Here is a 24,230-nt window from a genome sequence, read left to right as displayed (position 1 = left end):
ATCGTACGCATATCACGACCTTCAGCTGTGCGTCTTCTTGTCGGGTGCGCCTGACTGCCGGCTCCGGACCGCGATATGTCCGCATGATATGGGTGGGTTTATTTAACGATATTGTCTTGCAGGACAAAATGCAAACCGAGGTGAAAATCATTGTAATTAAGTGAAATAACAGGCAACTCTCCGATAGGCGGATGCTGTTTGCGAAGTGATGATGTTGCTTTAGAATATGTAACGGTACATATTTGTGTGGGGCCATTCCACACGGATCGGAACGGGCCGGACGGCCGCCGCCCGACATCGGCGGCCTCGCGACGCGGCCGGCATGCGACGAAGGACGGAAAGGAAACGACATGAGCGGGCATCTCAAAGCGAACCGCCCACCGATGGGCTGGAACAGCTGGGATTCATACGGCACCACACTCAATGAGCAGGAGCTGCTCGCCAACGCGCGTTTCATGGCCGAGCATCTGCTCGCCGCCGGATGGGACACGTTGGTCGTGGACATCGACTGGTACGATCCGACCGCCCGCGCGCACGGCTACAATGAGAACGCGCCACTGGTGCTCGACGAATACGGCCGTCAGCTGCCCGACCCGGAGCGCTTCCCGAGCGCGGCGAACGGCGCGGGCTTCAAGCCGATCGCCGACGCCGTGCACGCGCTGGGACTGAAATTCGGCGCGCATATGATGCGCGGCATCCCCCGCCTCGCCGTCGAACGCGACCTGCCCGTCAAAGGCACCGCATACACCGCGCGCGACGTGGCCGACCTCGACCATGTGTGCAAGTGGAACCCCGACAACTACGGGCTCAACCAATCCCATCCCGGCGCGCAGGCCTGGTACGACGCGCAACTCGACCAATTCGCCGAATGGGGGCTCGACTTCCTCAAAGTCGACGACATGCAGACCCCGTTCCATTCCGAGGAGATCGCCGCCTACCGGCGCGCCATCGCCAAAGCCGAGGCCGCGCACGGCCGCGCCATCAGCCTTTCGCTCTCGCCCGGCGGCTGGGTGAGCACCGGCTACGTCGACTTCCTGCGCGAGAACGCCCAGATGTGGCGCATCTCCGACGACCTGTGGGACCGTTGGGAGGACATCCTCCAACAGTTCGCTCGCCTCGCCCGTTGGGCCCCGTTCCAGACCGCCGGCCACTGGGCCGACGCCGACATGCTGCCGCTGGGGCATATCGGCCTGCGCGCCGAACGCGGGGACGACCGCGACTGCCGTCTGACCCCGGACGAGCGCCGCACCCTGCTCGCCCTATGGTGCATGGGACGCTCGCCGCTGATGGTGGGCGGCGACCTGCCCACCAGCACGCCCGAAACCATCGCCCTGCTCGCCAACCCGGCCCTACGCGAGGTGACCGCGGGCTCGGCCGACAACCACGAAACCGTGCGCGAACGCATCTTCGCCCGCTGGGACGACGAGAACAGCTATCGCGGCGAACTCATCGTCTGGGCCGCCGACGCCGCCGACTGGGCCGACGGCACGCCATCTGCCCATCCGAACGGCCGGTACGCGGCCCTGTTCTGGACCGGCGACGACGACTACGAGCTCGGCGGCAACATCGAACTGCAATCCATCGTCGGCATCGACGGACGCGACGATCCGTGGACCCTCACCGATCTGTTCGCCGGCGTGGCCGACGGCGCGGCTCCGGCCGACGTGCGCATCGAAGGCGAAGGGGCAGACCGGGTGATCGCCGGCACGATCCCCTCCCACGGCGTGCTGTGGATCGCGCTCGACCGTCGCTGAGCATCCAGCGGAATCAGGAGACGCCTGCGCCGGCGCTCGGTACAGCGTGGGCGTGCGTCGTTTCGCTCAGCATGACGCGGACAGGTGCCGTGTCATTCGGCGTGACGGCTCTTCGCTTCCGTCATTCCGAGCGCAGCGCAGCGGAGTCAAGGAATCCCACAACCCAAAAAGGAACATCATGACAAACGAACGACTCACCGCCACCCTCGACAAGGCCGGCGTGCGGAAAATCAGCACCGACCTGTGGGGCATCTTCTTCGAGGACATCAGCCATTCCGCCGACGGCGGCCTGGCCAGCGAACTCGTGCAGAACGGCGCCTTCGAATACAACCGCGCCGACAGCCGCGACTGGAGCAGCTACACCGCCTGGCGCAAAATCGTGCCGGAAGGATCCTTCGCCGCGTTCGGCGTCGGCGTCGACGATCCGGTGGCAAACGAGAACCCGCACTACGCCGTGGTCGAGGTGCGCGACGCCCCGGCCTCGTTGGAGAACGTCGGCTTCGACGGCATGGTCTTCCGCGCCGGCGAAACCTACCGATGCTCCCTGTGGGCTCGCAAGCGCGGCGGAACCGGCGCGATGCCCATCGACATCGCCCTGATCGGCGACCGGGGCGAAACGTTGGCCCGGGCGCGGGTCACGGCCGAAACGCGGCAGTGGTGCCAGCTCGCCGTCGACCTCACCGTCGCGGCCGACGGAACCGCATCGTACGATGCGGCCGACGACGACGGCGAAACGCGCGGCGGAACCGACGGCATCGCCCGCGAATCATACGCTTGCGCCGGTGACGCGGACGATCCCGCGCAGGACGCGCCTTCGGGTGAGCCTAACGCTCCGGACGACCCGGTCAATCCGGCCAGTCCAGCCGTCCTGGCCAACTCGACCGCCCTGGCCAATCCGGTCAACCTGACCAACTCGACCGTCCCGGCCAATCCGCCGGCCGTCGCGCGCCAGGGCATGCTGCGCCTCACCTTCACCCAACCGGGCGAACTCGACCTCGACTTCATCTCGCTGGAACCGGCCGCCACAACCCAAGGCCTGACGGCCCACATGCGCCCCGACCTGGTTCAGGCGCTCGCCGAACTCAAGCCGCGGTTCATGCGCTTCCCCGGCGGCTGCATCACCCACGGCCTGGGCATGGAGAACATGTACCACTGGGACCGCACCATCGGCGCCGTTGAGCATCGCCCGCACAACTTCAACACGTGGGGCTACCACCAGAGCTTCCGCGTCGGCTACTACGAATATCTGTGCCTGTGCGAGGCGATCGGCGCGAAACCCCTGCCCGTGCTGCCCGCGGCCGTCAGCTGCCAGAACACCAGCCAAGGCCCCGTGCCCATCGCCGAACGCGACATGCCCGCCTACATCGACGAAGTGCTCGCGCTGGTCGAATTCTGCAACGGAGACGCCGACACCCCATGGGGCGCGCGCCGCGCCGAACTCGGCCATCCCGAACCCTTCGGGCTGGAATATCTGGGCATCGGCAACGAGGACCTCATCGACCCCGTGTTCAAAGACCGCTTCCAACGCATCTTCGACGCGGTGAAGGCCGCCTACCCCGAAATCGTCGTGGTCGGTACCGTCGGGCCCGCACCTGAAGGGCAGGATTACGAACTCGGCTGGGCCTACGCGCGCGAAGCCGGCATCCCGGTCGTCGACGAACACTCCTACCAGTCGCCGAGCTGGTGGTTCCACAACCTGCACCACTACGACGACGCCGACCGCGGCGGCCCGAAGGTGTACCTCGGCGAATACGGCTCATGGGGCACCCAGCTCATCAACGGCCTGTCGGAAGCCGCGTTCATGAGCCATATGGAGCTCAACGGCGACGTGGTGTCGATGGCCTCCTACGCGCCGCTGTTCGCCAAAAACGGCCACGAAAGCTGGAATCCCGACCTCATCTACTTCGACAACGAGCGCGTCTACCGCGCCATCAGCTACTGGGTGCAGCGGATGTTCGCCACCACCACCTGCGACGCCGCCTATCCGGTGACGCTCGACGGGCCCGCCACGCTGACCCGCGAACTGCCGGAGAACATCGGCCTGCGCATCCTCGGCGGCGCGCACGCAGACATCCGCGACCTCAGCATCGAAACGGCGGACGGCGAGACCATCGCCCTGCCCGACGTCCACTACTTGGGCAACGGTCCCGTCGACACCACGCTGGCGACGAGCGGCGAGAGCTACACGCTGCGCGCGCGGGTCACCTACTGGGAGGGCATGTGGGGCGTGCAGTTCGCGATGGGCGACGTGGACGGCCCTAACCACAACATCGTCTCGCTCGGGCGCGGGCACAGCGTGCAGGTGGTGCGCGACGGCAGCGGGTACGCGCTCGCCGGCACGGAGGTGTCGATGGACGCCGTGCGTCCCGGCACCACGTGGGACGTGCGCGTCGAAGTCGCCGACCGCGGCGCGAGCATGCGTCTGTTCATCGACGGCGAGCTGATCGCGGACGGGTGCGAGGATCCGGCCGAGCCGCGCCGCACCGTCACCGTCGCGCAGGATACGGCCGCGGGCGTGACGTATGTGCGCGTGGTCAACGCGATGCCCGAGTCGGTTCAGGTGGACCTGACGCAGGTGTGCGATGGGCTGGGACTTGCGCCCGAACGGCGTGCGCACGCGAAGGCCGTCGTGCTCGCCGGCGACGACGAATACGCCGGGCGTGTGGGGCAGGAGGCGCCGTACGCGCCGCAGTCCGTGCGGATCGACCTGGCGGCCGGCGTGTACGAGGCTCCCGCATGGTCGTTCACGGTTATTACGCTGTGAACGCGGAACTTATGCAGGCGGAAGTATGACTGGAAGCACAATCGAAAGCGCGGCCCTGCGCGAGGCGGTCGTCGCATCCGACAAACGGCGCATCACCCTGCGTGATGCCATCGGTTTCGGCATCGGCGACTGCTTCGGCGGCGGACAGCTCGCGCTGGGCACCACCTATCTGGCGCTGTTCTGGAACCGATTCGGCGGCATGTCGATCACCACGGCCCAAGGCATCATCGGCGCGTGCGCCATCGTCAGCGCGTTCGCGGCGCTGGTGTTCGGCGTGCTCGACGACAATCTCTACCGTTTTCCGATCGGCCTGCGCTTCGGGCGCCGCCGCTTCCTGCTCGCCCTGCTTTCGCCATTGGTGCTGATCGGCGTGTTCCTGTGGATTCCGGGACTGCCGGTCGGCGTGTATGCGGTGGTGTACGTGCTGTGGGCGATGCTGCCACAGGCGTTCCAGGCCTGCTACAACCCTCTTCCCGGCGAGATGGCGCAGGATTTCGACGAACGCACGAAGCTGTCGACCACGCGCCTGTTCATCTCCACCGGAACCGGCACGCTGATCCCATTGGCCGGCAGCGCGACGTTGGCGATATTCGGCGAATGGCGGCCGGTCGGCTATATGATCTTCGCCATCGGCTTCACCGTCTGGTTCTCGCTGTCCCTGTTTCTGTGCTGGCGTGCCACTTGGGAGATGACGCCGGAGGAGGCGGGCTTCGGAGCGTGGGCGCGCGGCGAGGTCCCGCGCCGTCGCGTGGGGTTGCTTGGCTGGCTGCGACGCTTGGGCAAAGTGTTGGGGGAGTATGCCTCGACGTTGCGCATCGCCGAATTCCGCCGGCATCTGTCCATCTACCTGCTGGTGCAGCTGGCGATGGATGTGTTCGGGCAGACCTTCGTGTTCTTCGTGATCTACGATTGGAACCGCACCGCCGCCTTCGCCTCGCTGCTGCTGGGATGCGGCGTGATCTCGCTGCCGCTGATGCCGCTGTTCGGCTGGCTGCTTTCCGCCATCGGGCCCCGTCGCCTGTATGCGGTGAACTTCATCGGGTGTCTTGCGGGGGTGGGCTGGATGTTCGCGGCCTGGCGGTTGGTGGACGTGCTGCCCTCCACGGCGTGGACGGTGTTCGCGGTGGCCGGCGTGGTGGTGTTCTTCGCGTTCAAATCGCTCTGCGGATATCTGCCATGGTCGGTGTTTCCGTTCATCGCGGATATCGACCAGCTGGTCACCGGGCGCTACCGTTCCGCCACCTTCTCCGGCATCCAATCCTGCCTGCGCCAGTTGGGTTCCGGTGTCGTGGTGATTGCGGTGGGCGCGATACTCGGCTGGGTGGGGTTCGACTCCACGCTGGATACGCAGTCCGAAATGGCGCGCGATGGTTTGGGCGCGGTGCTGCTTGGATGGTTCGCCATCGCCATGGTGCTCGCCTGGGTTATTTCGTCGCAGCTGACGATCGACCGTGAGACGAATCTGCTGGTGTTGCGTGAGATCGACCGCTTGCGTGCGGGCGGCAGTAAGGCGCAGGTCGACGATGAGACCCGCAAGACGGTCGAGCGGCTGACCGGCATCCCGTATGAGGAATGCTGGCGCGGCTGAGTCATTGCGTTGTTCAGACGTTGCGTTGCCTAGACGCTGCGTTGCTTAGCCGTTGCGCGTCCCACGGGTTTCGACCTATCCGCCTCCCAAACGGTTCCCTTCTGGCCGTTTCCGACGGCTGCCCGCAAGCAGGCTGCGATCGATATTACGTGAGATGCCGGGGACTTCCGGAATAAGCCTCGCTGAGTTTTCGTCAGCGATACAAATTACGGAAGTCCCCGGCATCTCGCGTAGAAACGTTCACTGACGAATCGTCAGTGAACGTTTCTACGGAAGTGTGGGAATCGACCGTGTCGTGTTAGCGGTGGCCGGTGCGTGGTGCGGGATTTTGTTTCACGGATAAGCCCACTGGGCTTATCCGTCCACTGGGCCTATCGTCCGGTGATCTCCGAGCCCAGCACCTTCTCGCTCAAGGCCCGCGGGCCGCGCGTGACGGCCACGGAGCCGGAGCGCACCAGTTCGATCACGCCGTAATGCTCCAGCAGCCCCAGCAGCGCGTCGATTTTGCCCTCCGCGCCGGTCGCCTCGATGGTCAGCGACTCGGGATGCACGTCGACCACGTTCACGCGGAACAGGCGCACGATCTCCAACACGTCCGAACGGTTCGACTCGTCCGCCGCGACCTTGATCAGCACAAGCTCGCGGTCCACGGTGGTGGCGGCGTCCAGTTCGACGATTTTGAGCACATGCAGCAGCTTGTTGAGCTGCTTGATAATCTGCTCCAGCGGCACGGTGTCCACATCGGCGGTCACCGTGATGCGGGAGATGTCCGGACGCTCGGTGGGGGAGACGGACAGCGAGTTGATGTTGAACGCACGGCGCGCGAACAGGCCCGCCACGCGGGCGAGCACGCCGGGACGGTTCTCCACCAGCACCGACAGGGTGTGGCGCTGGGAGCCTGGCTGGGATGCGGGATAGTTGGCCATATCGTTTCTCCTTACACGCTTGGGTTTCACACCGAGGCGGCGCCGGACACCTGGGCCGCGTCATCCGCGCCCTGGGCGGCGGCTCGACGCAGCGGCTTGGTTCCGGGACGGTAGGTGACTTCGTCGTTGGGCGCGCCGGCGGCGACCATCGGCCATACCATCGCGTCCTTCCACACGCGGAAGTCGATCAGCACCGGACGGTCGTTGATCTCGTTGGCCCGCTTGATCGCGTCGATCGCCTGCTCTTCGGTGAAGGCGCGCAGGCCCACGCAACCGTATGCTTCGGCGAGCTTGACAAAATCGGGCACGTCGACGAAATCCTCGGGAGCGGTGTCCTTCGTGGCCTCGCCGTCGCGCAGCATCGTGGCCGAGTAATGCTTGTTGTAGAACAGGGTCTGCCATTGGCGCACCATGCCATACACGGAATTGTTGAGGATCGCGATTTTCACGGGCGCGCCGTCGAGGAACGCGGTCGCCAGCTCTTCGGAGCTCATCTGGAACGATCCGTCGCCGTCGATCAGCCACACCGGCTTGCGTCCTTCGAAGTCGCGCTGCGAGCCGAGCGACGCGCCGATGGCGGCGGGCAGGCCGTAGCCCATCGTGCCCAGGCCTCCGGAGGAGATCCACGAGCGCGGCCGTTCGAAGTCCACCAGCTGCGAGGCCCACATCTGATGCTGTCCCACGCCGGCCACCCAGATCGTTTCGGGATCGGCCATGCCGGAGAGCTGCTTGACCACCCACTGCGGCGAAAGCGAGCCGTCGGTCGGCTGGTCCTCGGGCTGGTCGTAGTCGATGGGATAATCCTCGCGCAGTTTGTTCAGCGAAGCCCACCAGTGGGTCAGGTCCGGCTTGCCATGGATCGCCTGGGTGCGTGTGGTCTCGGGGATGAGGTCGTCGAGCACGCAGGCCACGTCTCCCACGATCGGCACGTCGGCCACGCGGTTCTTGCCGATTTCGGCCGGGTCGATATCGATGTGGATGACGCGGGCCGTGGGGGCGAACGACGTCAGATCGCCGGTGACGCGGTCGTCGAAGCGCGCGCCGATTGCCACCAGCAGGTCGGAACGCTGGGCCGCGCCGGTCGCCGCCACCGTGCCGTGCATGCCCAGCATGCCGAGGTTGGCGGAATCGGAGTCGGGCAGAATGCCGCGCGCCTGCAACGTGGTGACCACGGGCGCGCCGGTGACGCGGGCGAGTTCGGCGATCTGCCGCTGGGCGCCGGAACGGACCGCTCCGCCGCCCACGTACAGCACCGGGCGGTACGACTGCGAGAACATCTTCGCCGCGTCGGCGAGCACGCGGCCATGCGCCTTCGTCGTGGGATTATATCCGGGCAGGATCATGCGCTGCGGCCATGAGAAGTACATGTCGCCGGTCTGCGCGGTTTTGGTCAGATCGACCACCACGGGGCCGGGACGGCCGGTGGCGGCGATATGGAAGGCCTCGGTGAGCACGCGGGGGATGTCCTGCGCGCGCGTGACGAGGTACGAATGCTTGACCACCGGGTAGGTGATGCCGACGATATCGGCCTCCTGGAAGGCGTCGGTGCCGATCGCGCCCACACCCACCTGGCCGGTGATGACGACCATCGGCACGGAATCCATATTCGCGTCGGCGATGGCGGTGACCACGTTCGTGGCACCCGGCCCGGAGGTGACGAGGCACACGCCCACACGGCCGGTGGAGATCGCGTAGCCTTCGGCCGCGTGGCCGGCCGCCTGCTCGTGACGTACCAACACGAAACGGAACTTCGTGCTGTCCTTGATCTCGTCGTACACCGGCAGGATGGCGCCGCCGGGCAGGCCGAACACATCCTTGACGCCCAGTTCCTCCAGAGACCGTACCAGCGCCTGCGCGCCGGTCATCTTCTCACCGTTGACGATGGTCTGCTTGTCGTTGCCCACGGATGTTTTGGGCACGCTGCTGAATGCCTGAAGCGGCGTAGGTAATGCCATGGTTCCTCTCACACTTCGATGAACTTCTCGCCTTGGGTGGGGCTTTTCGGTGCAAAGCCCTCCGGCGGCGTCGGCGGTTCGGCGCGGCGCTTGTGGCGCGTGACGCGAATCCAATGCGGTTGTCTCTCCAGTCTATGGTACCGGCGGATATCGCGCGGCTCGGCGTTCCGCCCGAATGGTGAAGTCCGGCGGAGCGCGGCTCCCGCTCAGCCCAGCGTCTTCCATCCCGCTTCGGCGGCGGCCAGCTGCGCCTTGCGTTTGCTGGAGCCGCGGCCCTCGCCGATGACGGTCCCGTCCTCGCCCAGGCTCACGCGGGCGGTGAACACCTGCGCGTATTCGGGGCCGGAGACCTCCATATGGTAGACGGGCTCGCCTTTGCCGAGCTTGTGCGCCTTGACCGTGAGCGAGGTCTTCCAGTCGAGCGCCGGACCCTCGGTGGCCACCTCGTCCAGCGTCTCGTCGATCAGGCGATGCACCACGGCGCGCGCCTCGTCGATGCCGTGCTCCAGGAAGGTCGCGCCGATCAGCGATTCCACGATGTCGCACAGAATCGAGTTCTTCTCGGCGCCGCCCTGCTCGGATTCGCCGTGGCCGAGCAGAATATACGGTCCCACGTGCAGTTTTTTCTTGGCGATGGCGCTGAGTGAATCCTCGGAGACGGCCCGCGCGCGCATCTTCGCCAGCTCGCCCTCGGACTTGTCGGGGTGCCGGGCGAACAGCGTTTCGGTGGCGACGAGTTCGAGCACCGCGTCGCCGAGGAATTCCAGACGCTCGTAATGGGGCACGCCGGGATGTTCGTGCGCGAAGGAGCGGTGGGTGAGCGCCTGCACCAGCAGGTCGGGGCTGATGGTGGTGCCCAGCGCCTCCAGCAGTTCCGCGCCGGCCGGCTGGTCCGACTGCGAGGCGCGTGAGACGCGGGTGCGTGGCGCGGTCGCGTCGTGTGCGCCGGATGCGGTGGTTGTGTTGTGTGCGGACGTGTTGCGCGCGGTTGTCCGGTTGGGGTCGGTCCGTTGGGAATTCTTCTTAAAATCGGATGATGCTCCGTGCGAGAGTGCGGTTCCATGCACGGAGGGTGCGCCGGATGCGGGGGCAGAGGCGTTGTGTGCGGATGTGTGCGTATTTTGGTTCTTCATGTGCTTCTCGTCTCTTCGCCGGGGTAGGGGACGTCGTGGATTTCGCATTTCGACGGATGGTGTGCGAAATCCACGACGTTGCATGGCCGACAAACGTCGCGAATTTCGCACAAGGTTCGTCAAAGTGCGAAATCCACGACGTTCGTCGGCGGAAGGGGATTATGCAGAAGGCCCCGCCACCCGTCGATGGCAGGGCCTTCTATGCCGTTATGCAGCCGAAATCACTTGGCGTGGGCCGGCTGGATGGCTTCGCGGTAGACGCGGCCGCGGAAGGAGCCGCAGCTCGGGCAGGCCATGTGCGGCAGGGCCGGAGCGCCGCAGTTCGGGCAGCTCACGGTAGCGGTAGCGGTGGCCTTCCAGTTCGCGCGACGCGAGTGCGTATTGGCGCGCGAGGTCTTGTACTTAGGCAGTGCCATTTCAGTATCCTCTGTTTCGTTCGAACGATTGAGCTTAAGCGTTCAGTATGTTAGCGCAATGCTCGTACAAAGTCCATTTCGACATGCGCGGGGCTTGCCTGGACTCGCTCATGTGGGGCCCACGAACCCTCATATGGTTAGTTGGAATGAGTGCGGTCTGGACGCGCGCATGCGGGTTTGCCCGGACGATGCGGCCCGCTGGACGGGATTCAATCGTCTGGACGTGCCCACGCCGGTCCTGCCGCGTTCGTTCCGGGCCGCCGTCACTCGCCGGCTTCGGCTTCCAACTGGGCTTTGAGCGCCGCCAGTCCCGCGAGACGGATGTCGGTCACGTCGTGGCCGTGGTCTGGATGCTCGTTGAGGTTCTCCCCGCACTGCGAGCACAGGCCGCGGCAATCCTCACGGCACAGCGGCTGCAGAGGCAGCGCCTCGACGAGCGAGTCGCGCAGCATCGCCTCGATGTCGGCGAACGCGCCGTCCATCAGCAGCGGGTAGGTGTCCTCCGACTCGTCCTCGCCCGCGATGATGTCCACCTCCGTCTCGCGCCGGGCTTTCTTGCCCGCCCGCGCGTCACGTTTGGATTCCGCCTGCGCGTAAGGGAAGAACGCGGTCACGCTCACCGGCCAGTCGTGTTCGATGGGGGTGAGGCAGCGCGTGCATTCCGTGCTGACGGGCGCGCTGATCCGCCCGGAGAAGATCAGCCCGTCCACAATCGAATCGAACGATCCGCTCACATGAATCGGCGCGCCGGGCGCGACTCCGACGATGGTGTCCCCAATGCCCTCGGGCGCGGGGAAATCCGCGTCCACCGGTTTCGACTGGCCGGCCCGCGTGGCGACCTGCGCCACGGAAATCGCCCACGGGGAATCCTCAACTCGTGCCATATTTCTGCTTTCCTTACGAATGATGATGCGGTATGTCGTGCGATCCTACGCCTGCGGATAGTCGTCCTCGTCCAGCGAGGGCAGTCGGCCTTCGGCGGCGCGCTGGCGTTCGTTCAGCACATTGATGCCGGCCTGCACGTCCTGGCTGAGTTTGTTCAGCTGCTGCTGCAGTCCCTCCATCATCGTGGAGCAGTACCGGTCCGCTCCCTGCGTCAGATGGTCGGATTTGGCCTGCGCCTGGTCGAGGATTGCGCGCGCCTTCTGCCGGGCGATTTCGGTGACGTTCTCCTGCCCGGCGAGGAACTGCGCCTGCTCGTTGGCCTCCTTGACCATGTCGGAGGCGCGGCTTTGCGCCGAGGCGATGATGGCGTTGGCTTGGGTCTGTGCCGATTCGAGCCGGCGTTCCGCCTCACGCATCAACGCGGAGGCGCGCTCGAGCTGCACGGGCAGCATCTTTTTCAGCTCGGTCAGCCGGTCGGTGAACATGTCGCGGTCCACCTTCACCTGGCTGGGGGTGAACAGGCCGCCTTTGGCCTCGTCCAGAGCCTTGTCCAGATCGTCGATGATGTCGTAGACGGTGGTGAATTCGGCGTGGCTTTGGTCCTCGTCGTCGGCGGAGCGGTCCTGCCTCATATCCGGCATCGCGTTTGCGGGGAACAGGGCGGATGGTGGAGCGGATGCGGCATCCCCGGCATCCTGCGCCAGCGGCGGGAACAGGTCGGTGTTGTTCGCGTCCGTCAGATCCACATATCCGGTCGGACGGTCGCCTGCAGGATTGGCCGTATCGTTCGTCATGATCACTCCTTCGTCTGACGTTCCTGGGCGAGGGCCTGGGCGAGCATGGGGACCACGCAATCCGGCACCATGCCGGTCACGTCGCCGCCGTGGCGGGCCACGTCCTTGACGACGGAGCTGGAGATATGCTCGAGCACCGGATCCGCCGGCAGGAACAGGGTCTCCACGGCGGCGAGTTTGCGGTTCACCAGAGCCATGCCCAGTTCGGCTTCGTAGTCGCCGTTCTGGCGCAGTCCTTTGACGATGACCGTGGCGCCGACCTTGGTGCAGTAGTCGGTGATCAGTCCGTCGGTGGAGGAGACGGTGACGTTCGTGCAGCCGGCGTCCGCCAGCGCGCGGCGAATCACATCGACGCGGGTCTCCGCCGGGAAGATCGGCGTTTTGGCGGCGTTCACCGCCACCACCACATGCACTTCGTCGAAGAAGCGCGCGCTGCGTTCAATCACATCCAAATGGCCGGACGTCAGGGGATCGTACGAGCCGGGGCACACTGCGATAGTCATGAGTCCAAGAGTACCGCGTCGTGTCTATGATGGTGGACGACAGGCCGCGACGGCCGGCGGAATCGCCGAAGCCCGTGTGGTCGCCCAAGTTGATGTGGAGGAACGCCATGACGAGCATGTTCGATCTTGAAGACCCGGTGTCGCCGCTGTCCGATCCGGATCAGGGCACGGGCACGGCGGTGCTGGAACGCCCCGAGACGCAGGAGGAGACGAAGCGCGACGATGGCGGCGAGGCCGACCGGTTCGCGCATTACGTGTCCAAGGAGCGCATCAATGAGTCGCGCCTGACCGGCCGCCCCGTGGTCGCCCTGTGCGGCAAGGTGTGGGTGCCCAAGCGCGATCCGTCCCAGTACCCGGTGTGCCCCGACTGCAAGCGCATCTACGACGAAATGATGCGCTGATCGCTCGGTCTCCGTCGTTCCGGTGGACATCACCCGTCATTCCGGGCGAAGCGTATCACCTCGCGTCATCCCGAGCGGAGCGTAGCGGAGTCGAGGGATCTCTGATGTCATCATGCATGAGATCCCTCGACTCCGCTCGGGATGACAAGTAAGGTTCTCTCGGGATGATGAGTGAGGCCTATAGAACCGTAGTCTCGGTGGCTGAGCCGTCAAGCGGGTAGCCCGGTGGGCTGCCTGTAGGCGAGGTGAGCGGCTTGCCGTGAAGGATTCCTGCCGGGGCGGAGGTTCCTATAGAACCGTAGTCTCGGTGGCTGAGCCGTTAGGCGGGTAGCCCGGTGGGCTGCCCGTAGTCGAGGTGGTCGGCTTGCCGCGAAGGATTCCTGCCGAGGCGGAGGTTCCTACAGAACCGTAGTCTCGGTAGGAATCACAGGTTCGCCGCGCATCAGCGATTGGGCGGTGATCGGCAGTTCGGCCAGCGCCTTCGCGTGATGGTCGTGCGCATTCATAATCGCCTCGTGTCCGCGCCACTGCGGGTCGATCTCACCGTGGTCCACGAAGTCGACGAGCAGATTCTTCCACTCGGGGTCGGGCGTGTACGCGGCGAGCTTCTCCTCGCTTCCGGAGACGACATGCTCGCAATCGGCCAGATTGTACTCATACGAGCGGTAGGCGAGCTTGCGTCCAGGCACGGTGGCCTTGTCTTTGGACTTCTTCATGACCGGCTGCATCACGCCGTCCGCGCCTTCGCGCTCGGTGAGCTTGTACACCATGGCGCAGGTCGGCGCGCCCGATCCGGTCACCAGCATCGTGCCCACACCGTAGGAGTCGACCGGCGCGGTCTGCAATGCGGCCAGCGCGTATTCGTCCAGATCGTTGGTGACGGTGATCTTCGTGTTCGTGGCCCCCAAGGCGTCAAGTTGGTTGCGCACGCGCTGCGCCAACGCCGCCAGATCGCCCGAATCGATGCGCACGCCGCCGAGTTCGGGGCCCGCAACCTCGACCGCGGTTTTCACGGCCTCCTCGATGTTGTAGGTGTCGACCAGCAGCGTGGTGTTCTTGCCCAACGCCGCGATCTGCGATTCGAACGCGTCCCGTTCGCTGTCATGCACCAGCGTGAAGCAGTGCGCGGCCGTGCCGATGGCCTTCAGACCATACATTTTGGCGGCGAGCAGATTCGCGGTGCCTTGGAATCCTCCCACCACGGCGGCGCGCGAGGCGGCCACTGCCGCCCATTCGTTGGTGCGCCGGCCGCCCATATCCATGCAGGGGCGGTTCTTCGCCGCGCTGGTCATACGCGAGGCGGCGGAGGCCACGGCGGAATCGTAGTTCAGTATCGACAGCACCAGCGTCTCCAGCAGCGTGCATTCGCCGAAGGTGCCCTCGAACTGCAGGATCGGCGAGTTCGGGAAGAACATCTCGCCTTCGCGGTAGCCCTTGATCGATCCGGTGAACCGGAAGTTCTCCAGCCAGGCGATGGTCTCCTTGCTGACGATGCCTCGGTCGGAGAGGAATCTCAGATCCTCGTCGGCGAGGTGGAGGTCCTCCAGCGCGTCGAGGATGCGGCCGGTGCCGGCGACCACGCCGTAGCGGCGGCCCTCGGGCAGGCGGCGGGTGAACACCTCGAACACGCATTTGCGGTTCGCCGTGCCGTCCTTCAGAGTCGCGTCCAGCATCGTGTACTCGTACATATCGGTCATCAGCGCCGCAGAATAATCCATCATGGCCTGTTCTTTCCGTAGATTCCACTTCGTTCGACTCTTCAAGTCTAGTCGCGTCCCGCCGCTCCGGCGCGATTTCCTCGCGTTTGGATCGCCCGCCACGTCGGGCGCGCGTCGGACGGCGGGCGAAATCACCAACCCGGGTGCTAGGCTCGGCTGGAGGAAAGGTTGAATCATGGTTGAGATCAAAGACATGTTGGGCAGACAGCAGGTCATCCGTTCGGACGGCCGTCAGGTCGACGAGCTGCGGCCGGTGCGCATCACCCGCCACTTCACCGACGCTCCGGAAGGGTCGGTGCTGATCGAATGCGGCGGCACGCGCGTGATGTGCACGGCCACGTTCACCACCGGCGTGCCGCGCTGGCGCAAGGATTCCGGGCAGGGATGGGTCACCGCGGAATACGCGATGCTGCCGCGCGCCACCGCCGAACGCACCGACCGCGAGTCCATCCGCGGCAAGGTCGGCGGCCGCACGCATGAGATCAGCCGCCTGATCGGACGCTGCCTGCGCGGCGTGGTCGACATGAAGGCGCTGGGCGAGAACCAGGTGCAGCTCGACTGCGATGTGCTGCAGGCCGACGGCGGCACGCGCACGGCCTCCGTGACCGGCGCGTACGTGGCGATGGTGGACGCGCTGCGTTGGGCGGAGAAGCATCATTGCATCCGTTCCGCCGACCGTGTGGTGCGCGACAGCATCTCCGCCGTGTCCGTGGGCGTGGTCAACGGCACGCCGATGCTGGACCTGCCGTATCTCGAAGACAGCCAGGCCATGACCGACATGAACGTGGCCATGACCGGTTCCGGCGAATTCATCGAACTGCAGGGCACCGCCGAACACCGCCCGTTCACGCGCAAGGAACTGGACGCGCTGCTCGATCTGGCGGCCAAGGGCAACAAGGAATTGCAGGCCGCCCAGCGCGCCGCCCTGTCGCTGGACTGACACGCGGCCCGACGGGTCGGGTGAGTCGAGTTGGCGGGCGTCCTGAAAACGGATTGGACCGGTTGCGCGAATCGTGTTTGGACGGGCCTGATCCGACCTGATTCGACTTGGTCAGGCCTGATCTGACCGGACTCGCCGGAGACGAATCCGCAGCCGCCCCGTGCGACGGGCGGCCATCGTAACCCCATGTTTTGAATCAAGGAGCAGCACGTATGAAACTGGTCGTCGCCACGCATAACGAAGGCAAACTGGTGGAGATCCGCCGCATTCTCGAGGAGCGGCTGGGCGCGGACGCGGACCGCGTGGAGCTGGTATCCGCCGGCGGCCTTGGTCTGCCCGATCCGGTGGAGGACGGCGTGACCTTCCAGGAGAACGCGCTGCTCAAAGCCCGCGATGTGGCCCGGCGCACCGGTCTGCCCGCCATCGCCGACGATTCCGGACTGATCGTGGATGTGATGGGCAACGCCCCCGGCATCCTCTCCGCCCGTTGGGCCGGCGTGCACGGCGACGACGCGGCGAACAACGCGCTGCTGCTCGCGCAGATCGAGGATATTCCGGACGCCAAACGCACCGCGCGTTTCCGTTGCGCCGCCGCTTTGGTGGTACCGGAGGCTCCGGGCGCGAGCGGGGAAACCGCGTTCGCCGACGTGGCCGACTCCGCCGGCGCGCCGTACCGGATCGCCGAAGAGATCGTGGAAACCGGCGAGATGCCGGGCGTGATTATCCGCGAGCCCCGCGGCGAACATGGCTTCGGCTACGATCCGCTGTTCGTGCCGGACGACCAGTCGCGGCATGACGGCGGCGCGACGCTGACCTCCGCCGAGATGACCCCGGCCGAGAAAAACGCCATCTCCCATCGAGGCAAGGCCCTGCGCGCCCTGGCCCCCGCCGTCGAACGACTGCTGCGGTAGCTGCTGGTGCCATCCGTCGATCGTCGGCGCGGTGGCGGCGGAGGAGACGTCGTCGCATCGCATTTCGGTCGTTTCCGGGCGGCGATGCGACAACGGGGTGCGTAAGCCCGGCCAACCTCGGTCCGCAGCCTGCCGCCGTGCTATCATCGCCTCAGAATCCTCCTAGTCGTTCAAAGGAATTGTGCCCACATGCGCTCATTCACGCTGGTTACGCTCACCCCGGAACAGTTCGACGATTTCTCCGCGCATCATCCGCAGGGTAATTTCCAGCAGACTTCGGCCATGGGCCGTCTGCGTGAGCGGCGCGGCATCGAAGTGGAATATCTGGGAGTCAGCGAACATGGGCGGATCGTGGCCGCGGCGCTACTGGAAACGCACCGCTCCCGTCTATCCACTTTCGCGGCGATCCATGACGGCCCCCTATGCGATTTTCACGACGTTGAGTTGGTGGAGTTCCTCACCTCGCAGCTGAAGTTCCATGCCAAAGCCAATGGGGCGGCGCAGTTGGAGATCACGCCGGAGGCGCCGTATATGGTGCGCGACTCCTTCGGGGCGGCGTTCGAATCCGATGCGGTGCTGCATGCCGCGGTTCCCGGCGTGGACGAGAACGCGGCGGCCCGGTCGGATGACATGAGTGTGGAATCGCTGGTCGCTGCGGGATTCCGCCACGGCGGTTTCGGCACGGGGTACACCGCGGTGCCGCGTTGGCGGTATCTCAAGGATCTGACCGACGTCACCGATGAGCGGTCGCTGTTGAAAAGCTATGACAAGCGCACGCAGTGGAGCGTGAAGCGCGCCCAATCGATGGGCGTGCATGTGCGTGAGCTTGGGGAAGACGAGCTGACGGTATTCACCGACATCGAACGGCAAACGGCCGAACGTCGCAGTTTCGAATATCGCGGCGAGGAGTATTTCCGCCAGTTCAAGCAGTCTTTTGGCGACTCGGCGCATTTCATGCTCGCCGAGATCCATATGGGCGAATATGTGGCGGATATGACCGCCAAGCGTGATGCCTTGCGATCCAAGGTCGAGGCGTTGCGGGCCAAGAACGACGGCCATCCGACCACCAAAACCGAACGTCAGCTGGGCGAGGAGACCCGCAATCTGGAAGCGGCCGAGAAGCGTCTCGCAGATGCGGCCGAATTCGCGAAACGGGGCGATGTGCTGCCTGCGGCCGCTTCGCTGTTCGTGGAGCACCCGCGTGAGGTCATCTACCTGTTCTCCGGCAGCGTGGAGGACTACAAGCCGTTCTACGCCTCCGCGCTCATCCAGCATGAGACGATGCTGCGCCTATGCGTGGAGCGTGGCGTGGCCCGCTATAACTTCTACGGCATCAGTGGCGTTTTTGGGGACCCCGATGATGAGGGCCGTGGCGTGTTGGAATTCAAGCAGGGCTTCAATGGGTATGTCGAGGAACTTCTCGGCGAATTCGAACTCACGGTGAAGCCGTTGACGTACGCGGTGAAAAGTGTCGTCCGCAAGCTGGCGCGTCGTTGACCGACGGCGCCTGCGCGTAATCGTTTGGTTTGTGGAAAGGTTGACGCGATGTCCGTGAGTGCCGAGTATTCGTCGGGAATCATTACTTTGGACGAGTTGGACGAACTGTCCTCCAGACACCCGCAGGGAGGATTCCAACAAACGTCAAACATGGCGCGCCTGTCCTCCGGCGTCGCCGAATCCTACGAGGCGCTGGGCGTGCGCGACGGGTCGGGCGCGTTGGTCGCTGGGTGCCTCGTCGCCTACACCGCGAGTCGTTTCGGTCTGGAGGGGTCGGTATGGATGGGTCCGTTGTGCGATCCGCATGATATCGGGGCCCTGCGCGCCATCACCGAGGAACTCCGCCGGTCTGCGGCCCGACATGGGGCCATCGCGGTGACCTGTTGGCCCGATGTGCCGATCCAGCCTCGCGACTCGTTCGGACAGGCCGTCGGTGAGCTCGACCAGGAGGCCATGGACGCCTACGCCGGATTGGGATGGCGCCATGCCGGGTTCACACGCGGATACGGATCGGTTGTGAACCGTTGGGTGTACGTCAAGAATCTGGAGGGATTGGAGAATCCCGACCAGCTGCTCGCCTCTTATTCGAAGAACACCCGGCGCAATGTGAAGATCGCCGCGAACAGCGGCGTCGAGGTCCGTGGGATGTCTCGTGAAGAGCTGGGCACCTTCCATGAGATCTGCGGGATGAGCTCCGAGAAGCAGCATTTCCGCAACCGTGAGTTGGCGTACTTCCAGCGCGTGTTCGACACGTTCGGCGATCGCGCGGAATTCATGGTGGGCGAGATTCATTACGATCGGTACCTGGCGTCATGGCAGGAGAAACTCGCCGCGTTCACCGCCGAGGCCGAACGGCTTGAGTCGCAGCTGCCGGAGGCGAAATATCCCGACGCCGTGAGGAAGAAGCTTGATACGGCGCGTAGGAACGAGCTTGCCGCTTCCAAGCGTGTTCAGGATGCCCAGGAGGTCATCTCCCGAGAAGGCGCGGTGGTGCCGGCGGCGGTCGGCCTGTTCGTCTGGCATGAGCGGGAGCTGGTGTACCTGTCCAGCGGCAGCGATCCGAGATTCATGAAGTTCTATGCGCCCACGGCCATCCAGCATGAGATGATGAGCCGCTGTCTGGAACGAGGCTTGAAACGATACAACTTCTACGGCATCTCCGGAGTGTTCGACGACCCCGATGATCCGGGCCGCGGCGTGCTGGAGTTCAAGCAGGGATTCAACGGCAATGTGGAGGAGCTGATTGGCGAATTCACCCTGCCGGTGGACAAGTTGCGGTTCGGCGTCAAGGAATTCGCGTCCAAATTGCTGCGCCACTAACCGTGAATCCACGTACTTCCGCTCCTGTTTCGCCCCGGTGGCGAGTTTGGTGTGTCGGGGCGTCGAGCCTTGCCTATGTAAAACGATTGATTCTCGAGTCTGGTGTGCAAAATCGGCCTTGTCTGGCGAACGCGGCACACCAAACTTGTTTGTCGCCTGTCGAAGAGGGTGTTTTGAGTCCTGTGCGGACCATCCAGACGAGCGGATTCGTGGTCTAGATGGGCAGGAACATGCGCGCGACGGTCATCATGACCAGCGAGATGATCGCCGTGATCGCCAGCGAGAATCCCGCCAGACGCGCGTTGCCGAGCACCTTGTCGGTGAACAGCGTGGAGAAGATCGCGATCGGCGCCAGACAGCAGATGACCGCGACGGCGCGCGTGGCCGCGTCGAACGGCAGCACGAACCAGGCGGCCGCGGCGAACAGCAGGCCGAACGGCAGACGCCAGGCGATCACCTCCAACAGTTCGCGCACGTCATGCCGTGAGCTGGGCAGGTCCATAAGCATACCAACCATGAACATCGCCACGAAGGCGTTCGCGTTGGACAGCGGCTGGCAGATGGTCGCGATCCATTCGGGAATCCGCACGTCGGCGATCATCAGCGCGATCATCAGCAGATAGGTGTCGAACGGTACCGATCCGAAGAAACTGTGGGCGATGTTGCGCGCCATCGCGTGGCGGGTCAGCCGTCGCGCGTCGCGGTCCTTCGGCTTCTCGTACGGCAGGGTGGGTGCGTCGCCGGCGTGCTGTTCGGCGAGCGTTTTGCCGGGCTGGATGTGCAGCAGCTGCTGGGTCATCACATTCGTGCCGGCGGCCACCATCACGCAGTTGCCGATGTCGAACATGGCGGCGGGCACCACCGCGCCCGCGCCCCAGAACGCCTGCACCACGGGGAAGCAGAAGCATCCGAGGTTGAATCCCGCGCCGTTGAGCATAAGGAACGCGCGGTCGGAGACCTTGCGCTTGCGTGTGGCAGCGAAGATGAACAGCAGCGGAATCAGCGCGCAGAGGAACGAGAACGCGGCGATCCACAGCAGGCTGATGTCGTGCGGATTCGTGGCGAAGGAGTAGATGATTGCGCCGGGCAGCACGATGTTGAACTCGGCGGTCTGCAACACGCGGTAGTCGCGCTGGCCGAACAGGCCGAACCGCTTGAACAGATATCCCGCGAGGATGATCAGCAGCAGGCTGGCAGGTTGGATGATGGCGGACACGGATTCCTCCACTCTTCGTTCGCTTGACTCGTGTCGGGAACGCGCGCCGCGCGCGGCCTCTCCCACGGCCCGTACGCGGCGGCCCGGCCGATCCCACGCCATCGCGCGCCACCGGCATGAAGAAAGTATAGTGTTCGTCGAACGGCGCGTTCGGAATATGCCGAAGTTTGCATTGCGATGGGCGACGGCTTCGCCGAAGTGCGCGAGATGGGACTCGAACCCACACGTCAAAGACACAGGAACCTAAATCCTGCGCGGCTACCAATTACGCCACTCGCGCGAACGCCACAACTGTAGCAAGCCGCCTGCCCAGCGCGGATCCTTGGGGAGGCGCGCGTCAGGTTCGCATACGAAAAACCCCGGCCGGAACCGGGGTGAGGGAGCCACTTGACAGAATCGAACTGTCGACCTGCTCATTACGAGTGAGCCGCTCTACCGACTGAGCTAAAGTGGCGTGTGGCCCGAGAAGCATTCGCTACTCGCGCACAAAAAGAAAAGTATAGGGGAATCCGTCGAAAAAGCAAGGCGGGTTTTTCCGTCGCGCGTGTTGCCGGAGCGGGGTGCGGTTTGTGTTGTTCTGTCCCCTTTTGTGAGTATCTTGTGAGGTGAAGCGAAGTGTTGCGGCGTATGTGTTTCGGCACGCAACCGCACCGCTTTCAGCAATGATGAAAGGAATGGAATTCATGGCCATCAATCCTCCTGTTGACGCCACCAAGACCCCTGAATGGGCCGCTCTGCAGAAGCATTACGACGAGCTGCAGAACGAGGGCATCAGCCTCAAGCAGTGGTTCGCCGATGATGAGAACCGCGTCGACGCGCTGTCCTTCGACGCCGGCGACCTGCATTTCGACCTGTCCAAGAACCTGATCAAGCCCGAGACGCTCAAGCTGTTCGCCGACCTCGCCAAGGCTGTCAAGCTCGACGAGCGCACCCAGCAGATGTACACCGGCGTGCACATCAACAACACCGAGGATCGTGCCGTGCTGCACACCGCGCTGCGCCGCCCCGCCACCGACGCCGGCAAGTTCATCGTCGACGGCCAGGATACCGTCGCCGACGTGCGCGAGGTGCTCGACCGCATCTACGCCTTCGCCGAGCAGGTCCGCTCCGGCGAATGGGTCGGCGTGACCGGCAAGAAGATCGAAACCGTGGTCAACATCGGCATCGGCGGCTCCGACCTGGGCCCCGTCATGGTGTACGAGGCGCTCAAGCCCTACGCGGACGCCGGCATCTCCGCCCGCTACATCTCCAACATCGACCCCAACGACCTGGCCGAGAAGACCAAGGGACTCGACCCGGAGACCACCCTGTTCATCGTCGTCTCCAAGACCTTCACCACCCTGGAGACCCTGACCAACGCCCGCGAGGCCCGCACCTGGCTGCTTGAGGAGCTCAAGGCCGCCGGCGCCATCGACGGTTCCGACGAGCAGAACGCCGACGCCGTCAAGAAGCACTTCGTCGCCGTCTCCACCAACCTGGAGAAGGTCGCCGAGTTCGGCATCGACCCGGCCAACGCCTTCGGCTTCTGGAACTGGGTCGGTGGCCGCTACTCCGTCGACTCCGCCGTGGGCACCTCCCTCGCCGTGGTGTTCGGCCCGGCCCGCTTCGAGGAGTTCCTGCACGGCTTCCACGAGATCGACGAGTACTTCGAGAAGACCCCGTTCGAGAAGAACGTGGTCGTGCGCTCGGCATGCTCAACGTGTGGTACCGCAACTTCTTCAAGGTCGCCTCGCATGCCGTGCTGCCCTACGACCAGTACCTGCACCGCTTCCCGGCCTACCTGCAGCAGCTGACCATGGAATCCAACGGCAAGTCCGTGCGCTGGGACGGCACCCCCGTCACCTGCGAGACCGGCGAGATCTTCTGGGGCGAGCCCGGCACCAACGGCCAGCACGCCTTCTACCAGCTGATCCACCAGGGCACCCAGCTCATCCCGGCCGACTTCATCGCGTTCGTGAACACCCCGAACCCGACCAAGGACGGCGACCAGGACGTGCACGAGCTGTTCCTCGGCAACTACTTCGCGCAGACCAAGGCGCTCGCGTTCGGCAAGACCGCCGACGAGGTGCGCGCCGAAGGCACTGCCGAGGAGATCGTCCCGGCCCGCGTGTTCACCGGCAACCGCCCGACCACCTCGATCTTCGGCGTGGCGCTGACCCCGTTCGCCGTGGGTGAGCTGATCGCGCTCTACGAGCACATCACCTTCGTCGAGGGCACCGTGTGGGGCCTGGACTCCTACGACCAGTGGGGCGTCGAGCTGGGCAAGCAGCTCGCCAAGGAGATCACCCCGGCCATCAGCCAGGACGACGAGGCGCTCGCCGAGCAGGACGCCTCCACCCAGTCCCTGATCAAGTTCTACCGCGCGAACAGGGAGTTCTGACTAGAGTCAGAACGCTGTGCATAGCGACGTGCATGACGCTATCGCTATGCGCTGCGACGAACAGTTCACTGGACTGTTCGTCGCGAGTTCTGATTCGGACTGTCCGTCTGACTGCACTCAGGGGGCGTCGGTTCCGCATGGAATCGCCGCCCCTTTGTCATATCGCTGGCGGTATTCTGGGGGAGGGAACCGAACGTGAACGTTGCAAGGAGGCACGAATGACAGGCGCGTATCAGCCCCATATCACCGACTATCCGATGGCGCCGGCGGTCTATATGACCCGCGACATCAGTCCCGCCGGGCTGATGAAGGCCTACGAGGCGCTGGGTGCGCGGTCTCAGGGCAAGGTGGCGGTCAAACTCAGCACCGGCGAGGGCGGCAACACCCACTACCTCGATCCCAACCTCATCAAGGATCTGGTGCGGCGGCTCGACGGCACGATCGTCGAATGCAACACCGCCTACGCGGGCACGCGCGACACCTTCGACGCCCACTGGCAGACCATCAAGGAGCATGGCTTCCTGGAGATCGCGCCCGTCGACATCCAGGACGAGGAAGGCGAGATCACCCTGCCGGTCGAAGGAGGCCGCCGCATCACCGGCGACATCGTCGGCTCGCATTTCACGAACTACGACTACTACGCCGTGCTCTCGCACTTCAAAGGCCATGTGATGGGCGGCTTCGGCGGCGCGCTCAAGAACATCTCCATCGGCATCGCCTCGGCGAACGGCAAGAAACGCATCCACTCCGGCCAGGACGAGATCCTGCCCGACCATTTCGGCGGCGAGCAGGACGCCTTCCTCGAGGCGATGGCCGAGGCGTCATCCGCCGTGTTCAACGCGCTCAAAGGCAATATGCTGTTCATCAACGTGATGAACCACCTGTCCGTGGACTGCGACTGCGACGGCAATCCGCACGCGCCGCAGATGGGAGACATCGGCATCCTCGCCTCGCTCGACCCGGTCGCCGTCGACCAGGCCTGCGTCGACCGGATCTACCTCTCCGACGACAACACCGGGCCCCTGATCGAACGCATGGAAAGCCGCCACGGCATCCACACCATCGAACACGCGGCCGAACTCGGCTTCGGCAGCCGCGACTACCGTCTCATCGACCTCGACTAACAGGA

General features: G+C 64.8%; 18 protein-coding genes, 2 tRNA genes and 1 pseudogene. 10 read left to right on the top strand and 11 right to left on the bottom strand.

Annotation, left to right across the window (positions count from 1 at the left end):
- Nucleotides 1–383 precede the first annotated feature (383 nt).
- The 3 genes from BL8807_RS02330 to BL8807_RS02320 all read left to right on the top strand — a co-directional run bounded on the left by BL8807_RS02330 (nt 384) and on the right by BL8807_RS02320 (nt 6,106).
- Complete coding sequence (locus BL8807_RS02330; protein WP_072723654.1) at nt 384–1,754, top strand: glycoside hydrolase family 27 protein; 1,371 nt, start codon at nt 384–386, stop codon at nt 1,752–1,754.
- Between the two features lie 178 nt (nt 1,755–1,932).
- Nucleotides 1,933–4,518, top strand: a complete 2,586-nt coding sequence (locus BL8807_RS02325) for an alpha-L-arabinofuranosidase C-terminal domain-containing protein (RefSeq protein WP_226847429.1) — start codon at nt 1,933–1,935, stop codon at nt 4,516–4,518.
- A 25-nt stretch (nt 4,519–4,543) separates the two neighbouring features.
- The gene (locus BL8807_RS02320) at nt 4,544–6,106 is read left to right on the top strand and encodes an MFS transporter (RefSeq protein ID WP_072723424.1); all 1,563 of its coding nucleotides are present in this window, start codon (nt 4,544–4,546) and stop codon (nt 6,104–6,106) included.
- 371 nt (nt 6,107–6,477) lie between these two features.
- Here BL8807_RS02320 and ilvN read toward each other — a convergent pair whose 3' ends face one another.
- The 7 genes from ilvN to coaD form a co-directional block, all read right to left on the bottom strand.
- A complete protein-coding gene (gene ilvN / locus BL8807_RS02310) occupies nt 6,478–7,032 on the bottom strand; it encodes an acetolactate synthase small subunit (RefSeq protein WP_072723426.1) in 555 nt (184 codons plus the stop codon).
- Between the two features lie 26 nt (nt 7,033–7,058).
- Entirely contained in the window at nt 7,059–8,987 is a 1,929-nt protein-coding gene (locus BL8807_RS02305; protein ID WP_072723428.1) for an acetolactate synthase large subunit, read from the bottom strand.
- A gap of 206 nt (nt 8,988–9,193) precedes the next feature.
- Complete coding sequence (gene rnc, locus BL8807_RS02300) at nt 9,194–9,859, bottom strand: ribonuclease III (protein ID WP_072723657.1); 666 nt, start codon at nt 9,857–9,859, stop codon at nt 9,194–9,196.
- Nucleotides 9,860–10,341: 482 nt separating this feature from the next.
- The gene (gene rpmF / locus BL8807_RS02295; RefSeq protein WP_072723430.1) at nt 10,342–10,536 is read right to left on the bottom strand and encodes a 50S ribosomal protein L32; all 195 of its coding nucleotides are present in this window, start codon (nt 10,534–10,536) and stop codon (nt 10,342–10,344) included.
- Nucleotides 10,537–10,799: 263 nt separating this feature from the next.
- Complete coding sequence (locus BL8807_RS02290; RefSeq protein ID WP_072723433.1) at nt 10,800–11,420, bottom strand: YceD family protein; 621 nt, start codon at nt 11,418–11,420, stop codon at nt 10,800–10,802.
- Between the two features lie 45 nt (nt 11,421–11,465).
- Nucleotides 11,466–12,215: an ATP synthase subunit B family protein gene (locus BL8807_RS02285; RefSeq protein ID WP_226847422.1), complete on the bottom strand. Its 750-nt coding sequence runs from the start codon at nt 12,213–12,215 to the stop codon at nt 11,466–11,468.
- Nucleotides 12,216–12,217: 2 nt separating this feature from the next.
- A complete protein-coding gene (gene coaD, locus BL8807_RS02280; protein ID WP_072723435.1) occupies nt 12,218–12,718 on the bottom strand; it encodes a pantetheine-phosphate adenylyltransferase in 501 nt (166 codons plus the stop codon).
- 107 nt (nt 12,719–12,825) lie between these two features.
- Here coaD and BL8807_RS02275 point away from each other — a divergent pair, with 107 nt between their 5' ends.
- Nucleotides 12,826–13,119 (top strand): DUF3039 domain-containing protein, encoded by a 294-nt coding sequence (locus BL8807_RS02275; protein WP_072723437.1) that lies wholly within the window; start codon nt 12,826–12,828, stop codon nt 13,117–13,119.
- Between the two features lie 398 nt (nt 13,120–13,517).
- Here the strand turns inward: BL8807_RS02275 and BL8807_RS02270 are convergent, their stop codons facing one another.
- Nucleotides 13,518–14,840 carry a nicotinate phosphoribosyltransferase gene (locus tag BL8807_RS02270; RefSeq protein ID WP_072723439.1) on the bottom strand — a complete coding sequence of 441 codons (1,323 nt, stop codon included), beginning with the start codon at nt 14,838–14,840 and terminating at the stop codon, nt 13,518–13,520.
- A 172-nt stretch (nt 14,841–15,012) separates the two neighbouring features.
- Here BL8807_RS02270 and rph point away from each other — a divergent pair, with 172 nt between their 5' ends.
- From rph to BL8807_RS02250, 4 genes are all read left to right on the top strand, one after another.
- Nucleotides 15,013–15,777, top strand: a complete 765-nt coding sequence (gene rph, locus BL8807_RS02265) for a ribonuclease PH (protein ID WP_072723441.1) — start codon at nt 15,013–15,015, stop codon at nt 15,775–15,777.
- 212 nt (nt 15,778–15,989) lie between these two features.
- Nucleotides 15,990–16,688, top strand: coding sequence for a non-canonical purine NTP pyrophosphatase (locus BL8807_RS02260; protein ID WP_072723442.1), 699 nt, complete (start codon nt 15,990–15,992; stop codon nt 16,686–16,688).
- A gap of 189 nt (nt 16,689–16,877) precedes the next feature.
- Nucleotides 16,878–18,185: an aminoacyltransferase gene (locus tag BL8807_RS02255; RefSeq protein WP_072723444.1), complete on the top strand. Its 1,308-nt coding sequence runs from the start codon at nt 16,878–16,880 to the stop codon at nt 18,183–18,185.
- 48 nt (nt 18,186–18,233) lie between these two features.
- A complete protein-coding gene (locus BL8807_RS02250) occupies nt 18,234–19,505 on the top strand; it encodes an aminoacyltransferase (protein WP_072723446.1) in 1,272 nt (423 codons plus the stop codon).
- A gap of 214 nt (nt 19,506–19,719) precedes the next feature.
- On the opposite strand, the gene BL8807_RS02245 is transcribed toward BL8807_RS02250, so the two are convergent.
- The 3 genes from BL8807_RS02245 to BL8807_RS02235 form a co-directional block, all read right to left on the bottom strand.
- Complete coding sequence (locus tag BL8807_RS02245) at nt 19,720–20,721, bottom strand: AEC family transporter (RefSeq protein WP_072723660.1); 1,002 nt, start codon at nt 20,719–20,721, stop codon at nt 19,720–19,722.
- A gap of 199 nt (nt 20,722–20,920) precedes the next feature.
- Nucleotides 20,921–21,001, bottom strand: a tRNA-Leu gene (locus BL8807_RS02240).
- Between the two features lie 101 nt (nt 21,002–21,102).
- Nucleotides 21,103–21,175: transfer RNA gene (locus tag BL8807_RS02235), tRNA-Thr, on the bottom strand.
- A gap of 229 nt (nt 21,176–21,404) precedes the next feature.
- Between BL8807_RS02235 and pgi the strand changes: the two are divergent.
- Together pgi and BL8807_RS02225 are read left to right on the top strand one after the other, a co-directional pair.
- Nucleotides 21,405–23,101, top strand: a pseudogene (pgi, locus tag BL8807_RS02230) (glucose-6-phosphate isomerase).
- 218 nt (nt 23,102–23,319) lie between these two features.
- The gene (locus BL8807_RS02225) at nt 23,320–24,225 is read left to right on the top strand and encodes a DUF362 domain-containing protein (protein ID WP_205408842.1); all 906 of its coding nucleotides are present in this window, start codon (nt 23,320–23,322) and stop codon (nt 24,223–24,225) included.
- Nucleotides 24,226–24,230: the final 5 nt, after the last annotated feature.

Origin of the sequence: Bifidobacterium lemurum, assembly GCF_014898175.1 — a bacterium.
Classification (GTDB): domain Bacteria; phylum Actinomycetota; class Actinomycetes; order Actinomycetales; family Bifidobacteriaceae; genus Bifidobacterium; species Bifidobacterium lemurum.
The sequence above is the reverse complement of the archived record's forward strand: the minus strand, read 5'-3'. Positions and strand labels throughout refer to the sequence as shown.